This is a genomic window from Streptomyces sp. 3-6, assembly GCF_056323165.1.
In genome coordinates this window covers 778,121-797,050 of the sequence record NZ_JBWHZP010000001.1, presented here as the reverse complement: position 1 = coordinate 797,050, position 18,930 = coordinate 778,121, and the positions used below count along the sequence as shown (strand labels likewise).

The following is an 18,930-nucleotide window of genomic DNA, read 5'->3' as shown; positions in this document are numbered from 1 at the left end:
CCTGCCGGCGTCCTGCGCCTCCCCCGGGAGCCCCGCCCGCCGCCCCGGCGCCCGACCGTCCACAGCCCACGCCGCCCCGGCGCCCGACCGTCCACAGCCCACGCCGCCCCGGGGCCCGCCCGTCCACAGCCTCCGCTGCTCCCGTCCGCGACGTGCGAGGATCGACAGTGGGACGTCTCACGTGTACGCGAAGGGGAGTGCGCGATGGCCACGAAACCGCCCACGGGCGATCCGGTTCAGGACGCGCCGCAGGTCGGCGAGCCCGAGCAAGCGGCGGCCGGGCTCCCCGCGATCGGGCACACGCTGCGCATGGCGCACCAGCAGATGGGCGTGCGGCGCACCGCCCTGACGCTGCTCAGCGTCAACCAGCAGGACGGCTTCGACTGCCCGGGCTGCGCCTGGCCCGATCCGAAGCACCCGCACCGGGCCGAGTTCTGCGAGAACGGCGCGAAGGCGGTGGCCGAGGAGGCCACGCTGCGCCGGGTCACCCCGGAGTTCTTCGCCGCGCACCCGGTGTCCGACCTGGCCGGGCGCAGCGGCTACTGGCTGGGCCAGCAGGGGCGGCTGACCCACCCCATGTACCTGCCCGAGGGCGGTGACCACTACGAGCCGGTCACCTGGGAGCGTGCCTTCGACATCGTCGCCGAGGAGATCGACGCCCTGTCCTCCCCCGACGAGGCCGTCTTCTACACCTCCGGCCGCACCAGCAACGAGGCGGCCTTCCTCTACCAGCTGTTCGCCCGCGAACTCGGCACCAACAACCTGCCCGACTGTTCCAACCTGTGCCACGAGTCGTCCGGCTCGGCCCTGTCCGAGACGATCGGCGTCGGCAAGGGCAGCGTGCTGCTGGAGGACCTGTACCGGGCCGATCTGATCATCGTGGCCGGCCAGAACCCGGGCACCAACCACCCGCGCATGCTCTCCGCCCTGGAGAAGGCCAAGGCGAACGGCGCGCGGATCATCAGCGTCAACCCGCTGCCCGAGGCCGGACTGGAGCGGTTCAAGAACCCGCAGACCGCCAAGGGCCTCACCGCCGGCACGGCCCTGAACGACCTGTTCCTGCAGATCCGGCTCGGCGGCGACCAGGCTCTCTTCCGGGTCCTGAACCAGCTGATCCTGCAGACGCCCGGCGCGGTGGACGAGGAGTTCGTGCGGGAGCACACGCACGGGTTCGAGGAGTTCGCCGAGGCCGCGCGCGCCGCCGACTGGGACGAGGCGCTGACGGCGACCGGGCTCACCCGTGAGGACATCGAGCGGTGTCTGCGGATGGTGCTGGAGTCGGAGCGGATCATCGTGTGCTGGGCGATGGGCCTGACCCAGCACAAGCACTCGGTGCCGATGATCCGGGAGATCGTCAACTTCCTGCTGCTGCGCGGCAACATCGGCCGTCCGGGCGCGGGCGTGTGCCCGGTGCGCGGCCACTCCAACGTGCAGGGCGACCGCACGATGGGCATCTTCGAGCGGCCCGCGCCGGCCTTCCTGGACGCCCTGGAGAGGGAGTTCGGCTTCGCGCCGCCCCGCGAGCACGGCTACGACGTCGTCCGGGCGATCCGCGCCCTGCGCGACGGACGGGCCAAGGTGTTCTTCGCCATGGGCGGCAACTTCGTCTCCGCCTCCCCCGACACGGACGTCACCGAGGCCGCGATGCGCCGGGCCCGGCTGACGGTGCACGTGTCGACGAAGCTGAACCGCTCGCACACCGTCACCGGCGCGCGGGCGCTGATCCTGCCGACCCTCGGCCGCACGGAGCGCGACGTCCAGGACGGCGGCGAGCAGTTCGTGACCGTCGAGGACTCCATGGGCATGGTGCACGCCTCGCGCGGGCGGCTGGAACCGGCCGGCCCGCGGCTGCTGTCGGAGCCGGCCATCGTGTGCCGGCTGGCCCGCCGGGTGCTCGGCGCGGACAGTGTGGTGCCGTGGGAGGAGTTCGAGAAGGACTACGCGACGATCCGCGACCGCATCGCCCGCGTGGTCCCCGGCTTCGAGGACTTCAACGCGCGCGTCGCCCGCCCGGGCGGTTTCGCGCTCCCGCACGCGCCGCGTGACGAGCGCCGCTTCCCGACGGCCACCGGCAAGGCCAACTTCACGGCCGCGCCGGTGGAGTACCCGAAGGTGCCCGAGGGGCGGCTGCTGCTGCAGACGCTGCGCTCGCACGATCAGTACAACACCACCATCTACGGCCTGGACGACCGCTACCGGGGCATCCGCAACGGCCGGCGCGTGGTGCTGGTCAACCCGGAGGACGCGCGCCGGCTCGGGCACGCGGACGGCTCGTACGTCGACCTGGTCGGGGAGTGGAAGGACGGGGTGGAGCGCAGGGCGCCCGGCTTCCGCGTCGTGCACTACCCGACGGCCCGGGGCTGCGCCGCCGCGTACTACCCGGAGACGAACGTCCTGGTGCCGCTGGACGCCACCGCGGACACCAGCAACACCCCGGCCAGCAAGTCCGTGGTGGTCCGTCTGGAACAATCGGCGACCGACTGAGCGTTTGCTCAGCGACCAAGCGGTGCGGTGCGGCCCGACCCGGTGCCCGGCGTGCCGTGCGGTGGCCGCAGTTGACGACGACGAACGGAGCCCGGCCCATGGGTGAGCAGCAGAACGTGACGTTCCCGAGCGAGGTCATCGACGAGTACGCCGCCCTCGGCGTGGACCTGCAGGCGCTCTTCTCGGCGGGTCACCTGGGCAACCGGATGGGCGTGCAGATCGTCGAGGCGTCGGCCGAGCGGGTCGTGGGGACGATGCCGGTGGAGGGCAACACCCAGCCGTACGGGCTGCTGCACGGCGGGGCCTCGGCGGTCCTGGCGGAGACGCTGGGGTCGGTGGGGTCCATGCTGCACGGCGGGGTCTCCAAGATCGCGGTGGGCGTGGACCTCAACTGCACGCACCACCGCGGGGTGCGCTCGGGCCTGGTGACGGGTGTGGCGACGCCGGTGCACCGCGGCCGGAGCACGGCGACCTACGAGATCGTGATCACCGACGAGGCGGACAAGCGGGTGTGTACGGCCCGCCTGACCTGCCTGCTGCGGGACGTGAACCCCAGCGACCAGGAGCGGGTCGGCGGCACGACGGGCTGACCGCCCGGCGGCCCGGCCGCCCCGCGGACACCGCACGCCCCGGGGGGTGCGGGGCACACGGCGCCCCGCACCCCCTCGCCGTCCTCCTGCGCCCCGCGCCCCCTCATCGCCCCCTCATCGCCCTCGCGCGGCCCGCGCCCCCGTCCTCGTGCGCCCCGCGCCCCTCGCCGTCCTGGCGCGCCCCGCACCCTCGCCGCCCTCGTGACGCTCCGTGTCGCGCACGCCGACCTCCCCCGTGCCGTCGCACCCGACACCGAGCCCCCGACGCCGACCCCGACCCCGAGGCACCCACGCCGTCGTCGCCCGACGGCCCCCGCCCCGCGCGCCCGCGCGCCCCGCACCCCGCTCCCCGCGCGCCCGCGCATCCCGGCCGCCGCAAGCCCCACGGCCCGCCGCACCCCACGGTCCGCGCCGCGCGGACCGCGCCCCACCGAACCGCTCCCCCGCATTGCCGCCGAGCGGCAGGCGCTCTAGCGTCGTCGGGCATGGAGGGGGGAGGCCGTGGGCGGCCCGGCACGGGGGCGGGAGCCGCCGTGCTCGCGGCGGTGCTCCTGGCGGGGGCCGCGGTGGCCGGCTGCGGTGCTCCCGGCCCGGAGCGCGAAGCTCCGCCGGCTGCCGCGTCCCCTTCTTCCCGGCCACCGTCGGCGTCACCGTCGGCGACGTCCGCCGAGGACGTGTGCGTGCGGCTCGTGGCCCACTGGTCCCGGAAGGTGCTGGACGGCACCGCGTACGGCGACTACCAGTCCATGGGCCTGTCCAACGGCCAGTACGACATCCTGCGCGCGGCGGTGGCCGCGGCGCGGCCCGTGAAACTCCGTCAGGGACGTCTCGCCGCCCATCGGTTGATCGACCGTCGGGTGCGTGAGGCGTGCGCCGACCGCCACCGGGGCGGCGGGCCGGCCGAAAGGCCCTGGTGATGAGCGGCGTCGGCCCCGTCGAACCCGGTGAGGGCACCCGGGTCCGCGACGCCGCCCCCGCCCGCCGCGACGCCCGCCGGGCGGCGGCCGTCCGGCTGACGGGGCGTCACCGCCGGGCGCTGGCGGGCGCGTGCGCCGTCTCGGCCGTCCTGGCGGGAGGTGTCCTGCTGTACGCGACGCGCCCCGTTCCGGCACCGCCGACACCGCCGCCGTTCCCCGCGCAGGTGACCACCCTCTCCTATCGGGAATCACGGCCAGGAGGCCCTTCGGGAGGGGAATCCGAAGGGAAGGAACCCCTTCGGATCTTCGCTTTCCAGGTGGAGATCAAAGTGGATTCCGACCCTCCGGTAACCGTCTCGCGCATTTCCCAGCCATACGAGGGGGTTTCGGCGACCTCCACCCCACGCGCGCCTTTCCGGACAAAAGCGGGCTCCTCGCGCAAGATCATGATCACTCTCCGCGTGAACGATTGTGGAAATGTCCCACGGAATGCCGGGCTCCCATTTCTGGACGTCACTCTACGTAATGCGCGCGCCGTGCAGGACCGCAGCTTCATCCTCGGCCCGCGCTACGCCCGGGCCCTCTCCCGGGCCCTGCAAGTCGCCTGCGGCAACGAATTCCGGTAATCACCAAAACCCCCGAGACACCTGAACCGACCCGCTCCGGTCCTGCGGTTTCTCAGGATGCGGACAGGGCAAAACGGCGAGAATTCCGCCGTTCCCCCCACTCAGTACCGCTCTGCAATACGTCGTGTCATAACAAGAGAGTCACAGCCTTGGCCAGACCCTCCTCCACGTTCCCCACACCCGCTTAGAGTCACGGCCAGTCACCGCGCCGCCCGATTGTCACTCGTCATTTCGGCCCAGCGCTCGACTCGGCCGTTTCCACCGGGAAGCGGCTGTCAGGGGAAAGGACTGGATCGTGCGTCAACGTTCGCTCATCGCCATCACCGCCGCGCTGGCAGCGGGAGCACTCACCCTCACCGCCTGCGGCTCGCGCGACGACAACGGCGGCGGCTCGGGCTCCGGGAACGGTGGCACCACCGTCGTCATCGGCGTCGACGCGCCGCTGACCGGCGACCTGTCGGCTCTGGGTCTCGGCATCAAGAACTCCGTCGACCTCGCCGCCAAGATCGCCAACAAGGAGAAGGTCGTCGAGGGCGTCACCTTCAAGATCGAGGCGCTCGACGACCAGGCGCAGCCCTCCTCGGGCCAGCAGAACGCCACCAAGCTGGTCGCCAACGACGACGTCCTCGGCGTCGTGGGCCCGCTGAACTCCTCCGTGGCCGAGTCCATGCAGAAGGTCTTCGACGACGCCAAGCTGGTCCAGGTCTCGCCGGCCAACACCAACCCGTCCCTGTCGCAGGGCCAGGACTGGCAGAAGACCCAGACCCGTCCGTACAAGTCGTACTTCCGTACGGCGACCACGGACGCCATCCAGGGCCCGTTCGCCGCGCAGTACCTCTACAACGACTCCAAGAAGCGCAAGGTCTTCGTCATCGACGACAAGAAGACCTACGGCGCGGGCCTCGCCGCCACCTTCACCGAGGAGTTCAAGAAGCTCGGCGGCAAGGTCGTCGGCACCGAGCACATCAACCCCGAGACCAAGGACTTCTCCGCGGTCGCCACCAAGGTGAAGAACTCCGGCGCCGACGTGGTCTACTACGGCGGCGAGTACCCGCAGGCCGGCCCGCTCAGCAAGCAGATCAAGGCCGCCGGGGCCAAGATCCCGCTGGTCGGCGGTGACGGCATCTACAGCGCCGACTTCATCAAGCTGGCCGGCGCCAGCGGCACCGGTGACCTCGCCACCTCGGTCGGCGCGCCGGTCGAGGAGCTGCCCTCCGCCAAGGAGTTCGTGGCCAACTACAAGGCCGAGGGCTACAAGGAGGACTTCGAGGCCTACGGCGGCTACTCCTACGACTCGGCCTGGGCGATCATCGAGGCCGTCAAGAAGGTCGTCGAGGACAACGACGGCAAGCTGCCCGACGACGCCCGCGAGAAGGTCACCGCGGCCATGCAGACCGTCTCCTTCGACGGAGTCACCGGCAAGGTCTCCTTCGACGAGTTCGGCGACGCCACCAACAAGCAGCTGACCGTCTACGCCGTCGAGAACGGCGACTGGAAGGACGTCAAGTCCGGCACCTACACCGGCTGACCCAGCCCAGCACCCATGAGCCGCGCGGGGCGCCGCACCACTGGCGCCCCGCGCGGACTCGCATCCGGCCCCATCCGTCGAACTTTCCGAACGTCTCGGAGGACATGCGGTGAACGAACTGCCGCAGCAGCTGGTCAACGGCCTGCTACTGGGATCCATGTACGGGCTGGTCGCCCTCGGCTACACAATGGTCTACGGCATTGTCCAGCTCATCAACTTCGCCCACGGCGAGATCTTCATGACCGGCGCCTTCGGCGCGCTCACGGTCTACGTGTACATCCTGCCCGACGGCACCTCCATGCTGATCGCCCTGCCCCTCATGCTCCTCGGAGCGATGATCGTGGCCACCACCGTGGCCGTCGGGGCGGAACGGTTCGCCTACCGTCCCCTGCGGGGCGCGCCCCGTCTCGCACCCCTCATCACGGCCATCGGTCTGTCGCTGGCCCTCCAGCAGGCCGTCTGGGCCTGGTACCCCGAGGCGAAGTCCGCCCGGACCTTCCCCGGCATCCCCGGCGGGCCCTTCGAGTTCGGCTCGGTCACCATCCAGACCGGTGACGTCTTCGTGCTCTGCGCCGCCCCGCTGAGCATGGCCATCCTCGGCTACTTCGTGATGCGCACCCGGACCGGACGTGGCATGCAGGCCACCGCCCAGGACCCGGACACCGCCAAGCTGATGGGTGTCAACACCGACCGCATCATCGTCATCGCGTTCGCCCTCGGCGCCGTCTTCGCCGCCGTGGGAGGAGTCGCCTACGGCCTGAAGTACGGCCAGATCGACTTCCGCATGGGCTTCATCCTCGGTCTGAAGGCCTTCACCGCGGCCGTCCTCGGGGGCATCGGCAACATCTACGGCGCCATGCTCGGCGGCCTGGTCCTCGGCGTCGCCGAGGCGCTGTCCACCGCCTACATCTCCGACATCCCCGGCATGCAGCAGTTCGGCAGCCAGTCCTGGGCCGACGTCTGGGCCTTCGTACTCCTCATCCTCGTGCTCCTCTTCAGGCCGCAGGGTCTGCTCGGTGAGCGCGTGGCGGACAGGGCGTGACACCGATGACGACACAGACCACCACAGCACAGACCCCCGACACCCCCGCCGTCGAGACGCCCAGGGGCCTCATCGGCCTCCCGGAGCACGTCGGCCGCGCCCTCGCCACCGGCGGCGGCGTCCTCACCGTCCTGTCGACCTTCCTCGCCTGGACGTGGACCTCCGAGTTCCCCGGCGACCTCACGGTCTACGGCTACCCGGGCGGCCTGCAGGTCCTGGTCCTCATCGGCGGCGCCCTCACCACGCTGTTCGGCCTCGCCTCCTACGGCGTCAAGGGCCTGCAGTGGCTGACGCCGGCCGGCGCGGACAGCGCCATCAAGCTGTCGTCCCTCGCCGCCCTCGGCACGACCTGGTACACCGTGCTCGCCATGGCCGCGACGCTCGGCGGACTGGTCAACCTGGAGCCCGGCGCCTGGGTGGCCGCGGTCGCCACCGTCGTCGCCGTCGTGGGCGCGCTCTCCCTGCCGTTCGAGCGGCCGGAGCCGGACCCGCACGACCCCGACGACACCGGCTGGGAAAAGTTCCGGCACGACGCCCGGCACGGCTTCGGCGTCGTGCGCGCCTCCATCGCCACCGGCCGCACCCGCGCCCCGCGCCCGCTGCCCTCCTACGCCGAGATCCTCATCATCGTCGCCACCCTCGCCGTGGGCCTGCTGGTCTTCACCTACGGCATCGGCACCGAGTACGACGAGCTGTTCATCGGCTTCCTGATCACGGCCGGGTTCGGCTTCGCCGCCCTCCTCAAGGCCGGCCTGATCAACCGGGTCTCCGCGATCACCGCCAAGCACCGCAACGTCACCATGATCGGTGCGTTCGTCGCGGCGGCGGCCTTCCCCTTCACCCAGTCCGACGACCAGTACGCCACCATCGGCGTCTACATCCTGATCTTCGCCACCGTCGCCCTGGGCCTGAACATCGTCGTCGGCCTGGCCGGCCTCCTGGACCTCGGTTACGTCGCCTTCCTCGGCGTCGGCGCGTACACCGCCGCCATGGTCTCCGGCAGCCCGTCCAGCCCGTTCGACATCCAGCTGCCGTTCTGGGCCAGCGCCCTCCTCGGCGCCTTCGTCGCCATGATCTTCGGTGTCCTCATCGGTGCCCCGACCCTGCGGCTGCGCGGCGACTACCTCGCCATCGTGACCCTCGGCTTCGGTGAGATCTTCCGCATCGCCGTCCTCAACACCGACGGCACCTCCGGACCCGACGTCACCAACGGCTCCAACGGCATCTCCTCGATCCCCAACCTCAACATCCTGGGCTTCGACTTCGGCCAGGAGCACACCGTCTTCGGGTTCACCATCGCCCGGTTCGCCAACTACTTCCTGCTGATGCTGCTCATCACGCTGATCGTCGTGGTGGTCTTCCGGCGCAGCAGCGACTCCCGCATCGGGCGGGCCTGGGTCGCCATCCGCGAGGACGAGACGGCCGCCCGCGCCATGGGCATCAACGGCTTCCGGGTCAAGCTGATCGCCTTCGCCCTGGGCGCCACCCTGGCCGGTCTGGCCGGCACGGTGCAGGCGCACGTCACCTACACCGTGACGCCCGAGCAGTACATGTTCGCCCACGTGGTGCCGCCCAACAGCGCCTTCCTGCTGGCGGCCGTCGTCCTCGGCGGCATGGGCACCATCAGCGGACCGCTGGTCGGCGCGGCGCTGCTCTACCTCATCCCCGCCAAGCTCCAGTTCCTCGGCGACTACCAGCTCCTCGCCTTCGGCCTCGCGCTCGTCCTGCTCATGCGCTTCCGGCCCGAGGGCCTCATCCCCAACCGGCGCCGTCAGCTCGAGTTCCACGAGGATGCCGAAGCGCCGACAGTCCTCAGCAAGGCAGGGGCCTGACCACCATGACAACCGACACCACCACCCAAAGCGCGTCCGCCGGCGCCGCCAAGGGCGAGACGATCCTCGACGCCCGCGGCGTGACCATGCGCTTCGGCGGCCTCACCGCCGTCCGTGACGTCGACCTCACCGTCAACAGCGGGGAGATCGTCGGACTCATCGGGCCCAACGGCGCGGGGAAGACCACCTTCTTCAACTGCCTGACCGGTCTGTACATCCCCACCGAGGGCGAAGTCCGCTACAAGGACAAGGTCCTGCCGCCCAAGTCCTTCAAGGTGACCGCCGCCGGCATCGCCCGGACGTTCCAGAACATCCGGCTGTTCGGCAACATGACGGTCCTGGAGAACGTCCTGGTCGGCCGCCACACCCGCACCAAGGAAGGGCTCTGGTCCGCCCTGCTGCGCGGCCCGGGCTTCCACCGCGCCGAGGCCGCCTCCCGCGAACGGGCCATGGAGCTGCTGGAGTTCGTCGGCCTCGCCGACAAGGCCGACCACCTCGCCCGCAACCTCCCCTACGGCGAGCAGCGGCGGCTGGAGATCTCCCGCGCGCTCGCCAGCGAGCCGGGTCTGCTCCTCCTGGACGAGCCCACCGCGGGCATGAACCCCCAGGAGACCCGCGAGACCGAGGAACTCGTGTTCGCCATCCGGGACAAGGGCATCGCGGTCCTGGTCATCGAGCACGACATGCGGTTCATCTTCAACCTCTGCGACCGCGTCGCCGTCCTGGTCCAGGGCCAGAAGCTGGTCGAGGGCGACGCGGCCACCGTCCAGGGCGACGAACGCGTCATCGCCGCCTACATCGGAGAACCCATCGCGGACGACCCCGGCGCCGAGGAGGCCGCCGAGGTCGAGGCGGCGGAAGCAGCCGCCGAGGGCACCACCGACGCAGCGCCCGGCAAGGAGACCGACCGATGACCGCACTCCTCGAAGTCGAAGACCTCAAGGTCGCCTACGGCAAGATCCAGGCCGTCAAGGGCATCTCCTTCACGGTCGAGGCCGGCCAGGTGGTCACGCTCATCGGCACCAACGGCGCCGGCAAGACCACCACCCTGCGCACGCTGTCCGGTCTGCTGAAGCCGGTCGGCGGCCAGATCCGGTTCAACGGCAGGTCGCTGAAGAAGATCCCGGCGCACGAGATCGTGTCGCACGGGCTCGCCCACTCCCCCGAGGGGCGGCACATCTTCCCGCGCATGACCATCGAGGACAATCTCCGCCTCGGTGCCTTCCTGCGCAGCGACCGGGCGGGCATCGAGAAGGACATCAAGCGCGCCTACGACCTGTTCCCCATCCTCGGGGAGCGCCGCAAGCAGGCCGCGGGCACCCTCTCCGGCGGTGAGCAGCAGATGCTCGCCATGGGCCGGGCGCTGATGTCCCAGCCCAAGCTGCTGATGCTCGACGAGCCCTCCATGGGTCTGTCGCCGATCATGATGCAGAAGATCATGGCGACCATCGCGGAGCTGAAGGCGCAGGGCACCACGATCCTGCTGGTGGAGCAGAACGCCCAGGCGGCGCTCTCGCTCGCCGACCGGGGTCACGTGATGGAGGTCGGCAACATCGTCCTGTCCGGCACCGGACGCGACCTGCTGCACGACGAGTCCGTGCGCAAGGCGTACCTCGGCGAGGACTGACCCGCCGGCACCGCACCACGCGAGGCCCGCGCCCCCTCCGGGGGACGCGGGCCTCGTGCCGTGTTGCTGCCGGGGTCGTCAGCCCTTGGCCGCCTTCTTCTCCTCGGCGTCGTCGATGACCGCCTGGGCGACCTGCTGCATGGACATCCGCCGGTCCATCGAGGTCTTCTGGATCCAGCGGAACGCCGCGGGCTCGGTCAGCCCGTAGCCGGTCTGCAGAATCGACTTGGCGCGCTCCACCAGCTTGCGGGTCTCCAGCCGCTGGCTGAGGTCGGCGACCTCGCGTTCCAGCTCCTTCAGCTCGGTGAACCGGGAGACCGCCATCTCGATCGCCGGCACCACGTCGCTCTTGGAGAACGGCTTCACCAGGTACGCCATCGCCCCGGCGTCCCGGGCCCGCTCCACCAGCTCGCGCTGGGAGAAGGCGGTCAGCATCAGCACCGGCGCGATGCGCTCCTCGGCGATCTTCTCGGCCGCCGAGATGCCGTCCAGCTTGGGCATCTTGACGTCGAGGATCACCAGGTCGGGCCGGTGCTCCCGGGCCAGTTCGACGGCCCGTTCGCCGTCCCCGGCCTCGCCGACGACCGTGTAGCCCTCCTCCTCCAGCATCTCCTTGAGGTCGAGCCGGATCAGCGCCTCGTCCTCGGCGATGACGACGCGCGTCGTCATCGGGGGCACGTGCGACTGGTCGTCTTCGGGCACGTCGACGGGCTGGGGCGACTCGGGGGCGCTCACGTGGGCTCCTTGGTGCGGGGCAGGCTGGTACTGCTGACAAGAGCGTACCGAGCTGCGGTAAGGTGGGTGGACGGCGGGTGACCGCCGACCTTCGTTTCGAAGGGCGCCCCGGTAGCCCAGCGGTAGAGGCAATGGTCTCAAACACCATCCAGCGTCGGTTCGAATCCGACCCGGGGTACTTTTCCTCCGATTACAAGGTCTCTTCCCGGGAGTGGGCGGACGCGCCCCCGTGACCGGGCCCCCGAATCCTTCCCGCAGGCCCCCGGCGCGGTGATCCCTCGCGGGTGCCCCGCGCCACTGACCCTCCCGGGGCCCGGACGCCTCACTTCGGGCTGTCGTCCTCGCCGATGTGGTGGACACGGACCAGGTTGGTGGAGCCGGAGACCCCCGGCGGGGAGCCCGCCGTGATGACGGCCGTCTCCCCCTTCTCGCACCGGGCGTACTTCAGCAGCAGCTCGTCCACCTGGTCGACCATGGCGTCGGTGGACTCCACGTGCGGGCCCAGGAAGGTCTCCACCCCCCAGGACAGGCTGAGTTGGGACCGGGTCGCCGGGTCCGGGGTGAAGGCGAGCAGCGGGATCGGCGAGCGGTAGCGGGACAGACGGCGGGCGGTGTCGCCGGACTGGGTGAAGGCGACGAGGAAGCGGGCACCCAGGAAGTCGCCGATCTCGGCCGCCGCGCGGGCCATCGCCCCGCCCTGGGTGCGGGGCTTGTTGCGGTCGGTCAGCGGCGGCAGCCCCTTGGCGAGGATGTCCTCCTCGGCGGCCTCGATGATGCGGGCCATGGTGCGGACCGTCTCGGTGGCGTGCTTGCCGACGCTGGTCTCGCCGGAGAGCATCACGGCGTCCGTGCCGTCGATGACCGCGTTCGCCACGTCCGACGCCTCGGCGCGGGTGGGCCGGACATGGTCGATCATCGAGTCGAGCATCTGGGTGGCCACGATGACCGGTTTGGCGTTGCGCTGGGCCAGCTTGATGGCGCGCTTCTGCACGATGGGCACGAGTTCGAGGGGCATCTCGACGCCGAGGTCCCCGCGCGCCACCATGAGGGCGTCGAAGGCGGCCACGATGTCGTCGATGTTCTCGACCGCCTGGGGCTTCTCGATCTTCGCGACGACCGGAAGGCGACGGCCCTCCTCGTCCATGATCCGGTGGACCTCCTTGATGTCCCGGCCGCTGCGGACGAAGGAGAGCGCGACGATGTCGAATCCGGTCCGCAGGGCCCAGCGGAGGTCGTCCTCGTCCTTCTTGGACAGGGCCGGCACGGACACGGCGACGCCGGGCAGGTTGAGGCCCTTGTGGTCGGAGACGACCCCGCCCTCCACGACCGTCGTGCGGACCTCCGGCCCGTCCACGGCGGTGACTTCGAGGGTGACCCTGCCGTCGTCGACGAGGATGCGCTCGCCCGGGGTGACGTCGTCGGCGAGGCCCGCGTAGGTGGTGCCGCACCGGTGCCGGTCGCCCTCGGCGCCCTCCTCCACGGTGATGGTGAAGGTGTCACCGCGTTCGAGGAGGACCGGCCCCTCGGCGAACTCGCCGAGCCGGATCTTCGGGCCTTGCAGATCGGCCAGGAGTCCGACGCTGCGACCGGTCTCGTCGGCGGCCTTGCGCACCCGTCGGTAGCGCTCCTCGTGCTCGGCGTGACTGCCGTGGCTGAGGTTGAAGCGGGCCACGTCCATTCCCGCGTCGACCAGGTCCTTGATCCGGTCGTAGGCATCGGTGGCGGGGCCCAGGGTGCAGACGATTTTCGCTCGGCGCATGGTACGAGCCTATGGCTTACCGTCGAGTAGGCACGTGGCGTCCCGTGACGGTTCGACAGCGTCTCGGTGAAGCGTTGCCGACACCGTGTGACCTGTGCGCCGACCTGCTCGTCCGAGCGTTCGGCGCCGGACCGCGGCGGCGTTGCGGCGCGGTGCGGCCCGGTGCGGCGGCACGCTACCGGAGGTCCGGCGGCACCAGGGTGAAGCGGGCCGTGACCTCCGCGTGTACCCACTGCCGCTGCGGCTCCAGGTCCAGGGGCGGCGGCTCCTCGCCGGCGGCGGAGCGGGCGAAGCCGGGCGACCGCATCCCGGCGAAGGACTCCGGGTGCACCACGTCCGGTACGCCGGCGTCGGCCAGCTCCACGAGCGCGTCGAGGGCGGTGCCCAGGGCCTCGGCGTACTCACGGGCCCGCCGGACCGCGTCGTGCACCGCCTCCTGCCGGGCCCGGCGGTGGGCGGGCGAGTCGGGCCGCAGGGACCACCGGGGACCCTCGACACGGGTGAGCTCCAGGTCGGCGAGACGGGTGGCGAGGTCCCCCAGCACGGTGAAGTCGCTCAGCTCGGCGGCGAGACGGACCGTGCCGTGGTGGCTGCGGACGCGTTCGCCCCGGCCCCGGGGACCGAGTTCCGGCGTCACGGTGAGGCTGCCGGTCTCCAGGCGCTCGACGCCGTCCCCGAAGGACCTGACGAGGTCGAGGGCGGTGGCGTTGCGGCGGGTCAGGTCGTCGAGGGTGGCGCGCCGGTCGCGGCCCCGGGCGCCGACGGTGATGTCGAGGCGGGCGAGCTCGGGGCCGACGTCGAGGCGGGCCTCCCCGCGCACGGCGAGGTGGGGGGACGCGGGCGTGCCGTGCGGGGCGGACCGCGCCGCCGGGAGTCCGTCGTGGGGGGTGGCCATGCGCCCACTGTGTCAGCTCGCGCCCGTTTCCACAGCGGGTCTCCCGCCTCTCCCCGACGGGCCGGCCCGGCCCCCTGCGGCCGAGGGGGGCGTGCCGGTCCTCCTCGACGCCGCGTCCGGGCGGGCCGGCCTGCCCCGTCACGCCTCCTGGACGCGCAGGGCGCGGGCGAGGTCGTCGAGCTGGTCGGTGAGCCGGCGGCGCAGGGCGGGCACCGGGTCGCTCTCGCGCAGGCACCGCTCGCCCAGGCCCAGGTGCTCGGCGTCGACGGCGTGGGCCGGGAACGCCCAGTGGCCGGCGGCCTCGGCGATGGCGGGGCCGCGGCGGGCCGCGAGGGGCACCACGTCCTCGTAGTAGCGGGCCACGTACGGGCGCACCAGCTCGGCCTGTTCGGGCTGCCAGAAGCCCCGGGCGGTGGCGGTGAACAGGTAGTTCGACAGGTCGTCGGAGGCGAACATGGCCTGCCAGGCGCGGGCCTTGGCGTCCTCGTCGGGCAGGGCGGCGCGGCAGCGGGCGGCGCCCTCCTGCCCGGTGGCGCTCGGGTCGTGTTCCAGTTCGGCGGCGATGGCCGCCTCGTCGGTGGCGCCGAGCACGGCGAGGCGGGCCAGGACGCGCCAGCGCAGCTCCGGGTCGAGTTCGGGGCCGCCGGGGACGGTGCCGTCGTCGAGCCAGGTGGTGATGGTCTCGGGGTGGGCGGCGGCGTTGATGAAGTGCCGCACGGCGATCAGCCGCAGGCCGGGGTGGTCGCCGTCCTCGGTGCGGCGCAGGAGGTCGCGGCACAGGCCGGTGAGGGCGCCGAGCGCGGCGGGCCGCCGGTCGGGAGCGAGGTAGCGGTCGGTGACGTGGGTGGCGGCGAACGCCAGGACGCCCTGGACCAGCGCGAGGTCGGTCTCCTCGGGCAGGTGGGCGCAGGCGGTGGCGAGGTAGTCGCCGGGGGCGAGTTCGCCGTCGCGGACCATGTCGCGCAGGGCGTTCCAGACGACGGCCCGGGTGAGGGCGTCCGGGATGCCGGACAGGCCGCGCAGCACCGTCTCCAGGGAGGTGTCGTCGAGGCGGACCTTGGCGTAGGTGAGGTCCAGGTCGTTGGGCACGACGAGGGCGGGGTGGGTGCCGGGGCGGGTCACCGGGCCGGCGTCCGCGGGGACGTCGGTCTCGAAGCGCTCCCGCAGCACCAGGCCGCGTCCGCCGCCGAGGTCACGGTCGTAGACGCCGACGGTGACGCGGTGCGGCCGGTGGCCGTCGCGGTCGAGGGCGAGGGTCCACTGGCCGGGGCGGGAGTCGACGGCGGCGGTGAGCCGGTCGACGCCGGTGGTGCGCAGCCAGGCGTCGGCCCAGGCGTGGACGTCGCGGTCGGTGGCGGCGGCCAGGGAGTCGATGAAGTCGGCGAGGGTGGCGTTGGCGAAGCGGTGCCGGGAGATGTGGACGTTGATGCCGGCCAGGAAGTCCTTCTCGCCGAGCCAGGCGACGAGCTGGCGCAGGGCGGAGGCGCCCTTGGCGTAGGAGATGCCGTCGAAGTTGAGCAGCGCGGAGGCGGTGTCCTCGACGCGCTCGGGGGCGACGGGGTGGGTGGAGGGGCGCTGGTCGGCGTCGTAGCCCCAGGTCTTGCGGGCCACGCCGAAGTCGGTCCAGGTGTCGGTGAAGCGGGTCGCCTCGGCGGTGGTCTGGTAGCCCATGTACTCGGCGAAGGACTCGTTGAGCCAGATGTCGTCCCACCAGGTGAGGGTGACGAGGTCGCCGAACCACATGTGGGCCATCTCGTGGGCGATGACCATGGCGCGGGTCTGGCGCTCGGTGTCGGTGACGGCGGAGCGGTAGACGAACTCGTCGCGGAAGGTGACCAGGCCCGGGTTCTCCATGGCCCCGGCGTTGAACTCGGGGACGAACGCCTGGTCGTAGGAGTCGAAGGGGTAGGGCTCCTCGAACTTCTCGTGGTACCGGTCGAAGCAGGCGCGGGTGATGTCGAGGAGTTCGTCCGCGTCGGCGTCGAGGTGGGGGGCCAGCGAGCGGCGGCAGTGCAGGCCGAAGGGCAGGCCCCGGTGCTCGGTGCGGACGCTGTGCCAGGGGCCGGCGGCGACGGCGACGAGGTAGGTGGGGATGAGCGGGGTGGGGGCGGCCCGCCAGCGCCCGTCGCCGAGGTGTTCGGTGACGCCGTTGGCGAGGACGGTCCAGGCGGGCGGGGCGGTGACGCTCACCTCGAAGACGGCCTTGAGGTCGGGCTGGTCGAACGCGGCGAACACGCGCTGCACGTCGTCCAGGAAGAGCTGGGTGTAGACGTAGGTCTCGCCGTCGGTGGGGTCGGTGAAGCGGTGCATGCCCTCACCGGTGCGGGAGTAGCGCATGCGGGCGTCGACGCGGAGATCGTGCGTGCCGGGGGCGAGTCCCTTCAGCGGCAGGCGGTTGCCGTCCAGGATCCCGGGGTCGAGGGGGTGTCCGTCGAGGGTGACGGAGCGCAGTTCGGCGGGCTTGACCTCGACGAAGGTGTCCGTGGCGTCCCGGTCCGCGAGGACGGTGAAGGAGATCGCGGTGCGGGAGTCGAAGGTCTCCTCCCCGGCGGTCAGGTCGAGTTCGACGGTGTACCGGTGGACGTCGAGGAGCTGTGCTCGGTTCTGCGCTTCGTCGCGCGTCAGTACGGACATGCAGGCCATGCTGCCCGATGGCGTCGGCACGGCACAGAGCCGGTCCGGTACGCGGCCTATGTCCGGTCCGGAGTGAGCTCCCCGTGCGCCCCCGTGGGGTGTCCGGGGGGCAGGTGGGGGTGCGGGTGCGGCAGGGCGGCCGGGCGGACGGCCGCGGGGGCGGGCACCGGGGTGAGGCGGGCGCGCAGGTCGCGCAGTTCGCGTTCGAGGGCGAGGCGGCGCTGGTGCGCGTCGTAGAGGTGGCGGACCTTGATGCGCAGGGTCCAGGGGTCGACGGGCTTGGCGACCACGTCGGCGACGCCGAGGGCGTAGGCGGCGGCACCGAACTCACGGTCGCGGCCGTGCGCGGTGAGCAGGACGACCGGGATGTGCTGGGTCTGTTCCAGGCGCCGCATGTAGCCGACCACGTCCAGGCCGCCGGTGCCGGGGGCGCGCAGGTTGAGCAGGACCAGTCCGACGTTCCCGCGCAGCAGGTGCTTCAGGGCCGCCTCGCTGGTGGTGGCCCGGCCGAGGGGCCGGCCCAGCGGGGCGAGGGCGCTCTCCAGCGCGTAGAGGGTGTCGTCGTGACCGTCGACGATGAGGATCCTGGCATCCCGGGGCATGGCGGACGTCCCTCCTCGTAAGGGGACCGGAGTCTCGGCCGGGCGCTGACGGAAGGTGTCCGCCGGCTGACAAGGAGTGTCCCCAGGATGCCCCGCGCACGCCCTCCTGTCACTCCCCGGGGAAGGGCGTCCGCGCCTGGCTCTCGGAGGGGGCGGCGACGCCGGCGGGCGGCCGGGCGGACAGCGGCGCGGCGGCCGGTCCGGCGGGGGCAGCGGCGCCGGCGGTCAGCCCGCCGGGCGGCCGGTGGTGCCCGCGGTGTCCTCGGCGATGCGTTCGTGGTGGCGGATCACCTCGGCGACGATGAAGTTCAGGAACTTCTCCGCGAAGGCCGGGTCGAGCCGGGCGTTCTCGGCGAGGTCGCGCAGCCGGGCGATCTGGCGGGCCTCCCGGGCCGGGTCGGCGGGCGGCAGCCGGTGCTCGGCCTTGAGTCGGCCGACCTGCTGGGTGCACTTGAAGCGTTCGGCGAGCATGTGGACGACGGCGGCGTCGATGTTGTCGATGCTGTCGCGCAGCCGGGTGAGTTCCGCGCGCACGGCGGGGTCGACGTCGTCCGTGCCGGTGGAGCTGGTGGTCATGGGGCGTCAGCCTACGGGCCGGGGGCGCCCGGGGCCGGAGCCGTCCGCCGACTGGTCACGGACGGCGGGCGCCGCGTGGGCGGGGTGCCGGGGCGGGCGGCGGCGGGGGTGCGCGGGGCGGGCCGGACCGTACAGTGGAACCGGGTTCAGGACGTCCGCGGGGGTGAGGCGTGGCGAACGGCGGTCCGGTCGAGCACGGCTTTCCGCACCTGGAGACGGTGCGGGAGGCCATCACGGCGCTGTACCGGCGGCTCACCCTGGACACAGTCCGGACGTTCTCGACGAGTGTCGTCCCGGCCGACGTGGCGTTCTGCGACACGGACGACCTGCATCTGGGCGCGCAACGGGTGGCCCGGGAACTGGTGCGCCACTACCGGCTGCCCGACGCGCGGCTGATCGTCGGCTTCCGCGCGATGACGCACGCGGCGAACGTCGAACTGACGGCGGGGCCGGAGTACTTCGTGGAGCTGAACGACCGGTTCCGCACGCATCGGCGGGACATCGGGGCGGCGCTGGCGCACGAGGTGACGCACGTGTACCTGCACCGGCTGGGGCTGTCCTTCCCCACGACGCGGGAGAACGAGATCCTCACCGACACGGCGGCGACGTACCTGGGGGCGGGGTGGCTGCTGCTGGACGCGTTCCGCGAGGACGGGGCGTCCTCGCAGAAGCTGGGGTACCTCACGCCGGAGGAGTTCGGGTACGTGCTGGCGAAGCGGTCGCTGTTCTTCGGCGAGGACCCGTCGGTGTGGTTCACCAGCGCCCAGGCGTACACGGCGTACGGCAAGGGCCTGGCGCTGGCCCGGCGGGACGGGCGGCAGCCGCCGCTGACGGCGGCCGGCTGGGCGGGCCGCCGCCGGTACGCGCATGACCGCCGGCAGGCCCAGGAGCGGCGGGCCGGCCCGCCCGCCTCGCCCGACGTCCCCTACCGGTTCGCGCCGGACGGCCACGGCCCCCTGAAGGTGTCCTTCCCCTGCCCGACCTGCCGGCAGCGCATCCGGGTGCCGGTGCGGGGGCGGGTGCGGGCCCGCTGCGGTCTGTGCCGGACGGTGCTGGAGTGCGACACCTGAAGCGGCCCTCCGG

At 72.1% G+C, this 18,930-nt stretch carries 16 protein-coding genes and 1 tRNA gene; 11 read left to right on the top strand and 6 right to left on the bottom strand.

Going from position 1 to position 18,930, the window contains the following annotated elements; all coding sequences use genetic code 11:
• Nucleotides 1-204 precede the first annotated feature (204 nt).
• From AC02VZ_RS03290 to AC02VZ_RS03250, 9 genes are all read left to right on the top strand, one after another.
• Nucleotides 205-2,484: an FdhF/YdeP family oxidoreductase gene (locus AC02VZ_RS03290; RefSeq protein WP_432054025.1), complete on the top strand. Its 2,280-nt coding sequence runs from the start codon at nt 205-207 to the stop codon at nt 2,482-2,484.
• A gap of 98 nt (nt 2,485-2,582) precedes the next feature.
• Nucleotides 2,583-3,074: a PaaI family thioesterase gene (locus AC02VZ_RS03285; protein WP_476474456.1), complete on the top strand. Its 492-nt coding sequence runs from the start codon at nt 2,583-2,585 to the stop codon at nt 3,072-3,074.
• A gap of 680 nt (nt 3,075-3,754) precedes the next feature.
• On the top strand, nt 3,755-3,991 hold the full coding sequence (locus AC02VZ_RS03280) for a hypothetical protein (protein WP_432054027.1): 237 nt from the start codon (nt 3,755-3,757) through the stop codon (nt 3,989-3,991).
• Entirely contained in the window at nt 3,991-4,617 is a 627-nt protein-coding gene (locus tag AC02VZ_RS03275; protein ID WP_476474455.1) for a Tat pathway signal sequence domain protein, read from the top strand. Before AC02VZ_RS03280 ends, AC02VZ_RS03275 begins: the two co-directional genes overlap by 1 nt.
• A 295-nt stretch (nt 4,618-4,912) precedes the next feature.
• A complete protein-coding gene (locus tag AC02VZ_RS03270) occupies nt 4,913-6,145 on the top strand; it encodes a branched-chain amino acid ABC transporter substrate-binding protein (RefSeq protein WP_476474454.1) in 1,233 nt (410 codons plus the stop codon).
• Between the two features lie 109 nt (nt 6,146-6,254).
• Complete coding sequence (locus AC02VZ_RS03265; protein ID WP_432054030.1) at nt 6,255-7,187, top strand: branched-chain amino acid ABC transporter permease; 933 nt, start codon at nt 6,255-6,257, stop codon at nt 7,185-7,187.
• Nucleotides 7,188-7,192: 5 nt separating this feature from the next.
• The gene (locus AC02VZ_RS03260; RefSeq protein WP_432054031.1) at nt 7,193-9,019 is read left to right on the top strand and encodes a branched-chain amino acid ABC transporter permease; all 1,827 of its coding nucleotides are present in this window, start codon (nt 7,193-7,195) and stop codon (nt 9,017-9,019) included.
• A gap of 5 nt (nt 9,020-9,024) precedes the next feature.
• Entirely contained in the window at nt 9,025-9,933 is a 909-nt protein-coding gene (locus AC02VZ_RS03255; protein ID WP_432054032.1) for an ABC transporter ATP-binding protein, read from the top strand.
• Nucleotides 9,930-10,646, top strand: a complete 717-nt coding sequence (locus tag AC02VZ_RS03250; RefSeq protein ID WP_432054033.1) for an ABC transporter ATP-binding protein — start codon at nt 9,930-9,932, stop codon at nt 10,644-10,646. Before AC02VZ_RS03255 ends, AC02VZ_RS03250 begins: the two co-directional genes overlap by 4 nt.
• A 78-nt stretch (nt 10,647-10,724) precedes the next feature.
• On the opposite strand, the gene AC02VZ_RS03245 is transcribed toward AC02VZ_RS03250, so the two are convergent.
• Nucleotides 10,725-11,381 (bottom strand): ANTAR domain-containing response regulator, encoded by a 657-nt coding sequence (locus AC02VZ_RS03245; RefSeq protein ID WP_432054034.1) that lies wholly within the window; start codon nt 11,379-11,381, stop codon nt 10,725-10,727.
• Nucleotides 11,382-11,486: 105 nt separating this feature from the next.
• Between AC02VZ_RS03245 and AC02VZ_RS03240 the strand changes: the two genes are divergently transcribed.
• Nucleotides 11,487-11,559, top strand: a tRNA-Leu gene (locus AC02VZ_RS03240).
• Between the two features lie 144 nt (nt 11,560-11,703).
• On the opposite strand, the gene pyk is transcribed toward AC02VZ_RS03240, so the two are convergent.
• From pyk to AC02VZ_RS03215, 5 genes are all read right to left on the bottom strand, one after another.
• Nucleotides 11,704-13,140, bottom strand: coding sequence for a pyruvate kinase (pyk, locus tag AC02VZ_RS03235; RefSeq protein ID WP_432054035.1), 1,437 nt, complete (start codon nt 13,138-13,140; stop codon nt 11,704-11,706).
• A gap of 175 nt (nt 13,141-13,315) precedes the next feature.
• On the bottom strand, nt 13,316-14,035 hold the full coding sequence (locus AC02VZ_RS03230; RefSeq protein ID WP_432054036.1) for an SIMPL domain-containing protein: 720 nt from the start codon (nt 14,033-14,035) through the stop codon (nt 13,316-13,318).
• A 138-nt stretch (nt 14,036-14,173) separates the two neighbouring features.
• A complete protein-coding gene (gene pepN, locus AC02VZ_RS03225; RefSeq protein ID WP_432054079.1) occupies nt 14,174-16,678 on the bottom strand; it encodes an aminopeptidase N in 2,505 nt (834 codons plus the stop codon).
• Nucleotides 16,679-16,725: 47 nt separating this feature from the next.
• A complete protein-coding gene (locus AC02VZ_RS03220) occupies nt 16,726-17,271 on the bottom strand; it encodes a response regulator (protein ID WP_476474453.1) in 546 nt (181 codons plus the stop codon).
• A 225-nt stretch (nt 17,272-17,496) separates the two neighbouring features.
• On the bottom strand, nt 17,497-17,847 hold the full coding sequence (locus tag AC02VZ_RS03215; protein WP_432054038.1) for a chorismate mutase: 351 nt from the start codon (nt 17,845-17,847) through the stop codon (nt 17,497-17,499).
• Between the two features lie 170 nt (nt 17,848-18,017).
• On the opposite strand from AC02VZ_RS03215, the gene AC02VZ_RS03210 reads away from it, so the two are divergent.
• Complete coding sequence (locus AC02VZ_RS03210) at nt 18,018-18,917, top strand: hypothetical protein (protein WP_432054039.1); 900 nt, start codon at nt 18,018-18,020, stop codon at nt 18,915-18,917.
• Nucleotides 18,918-18,930 lie beyond the last annotated feature (13 nt).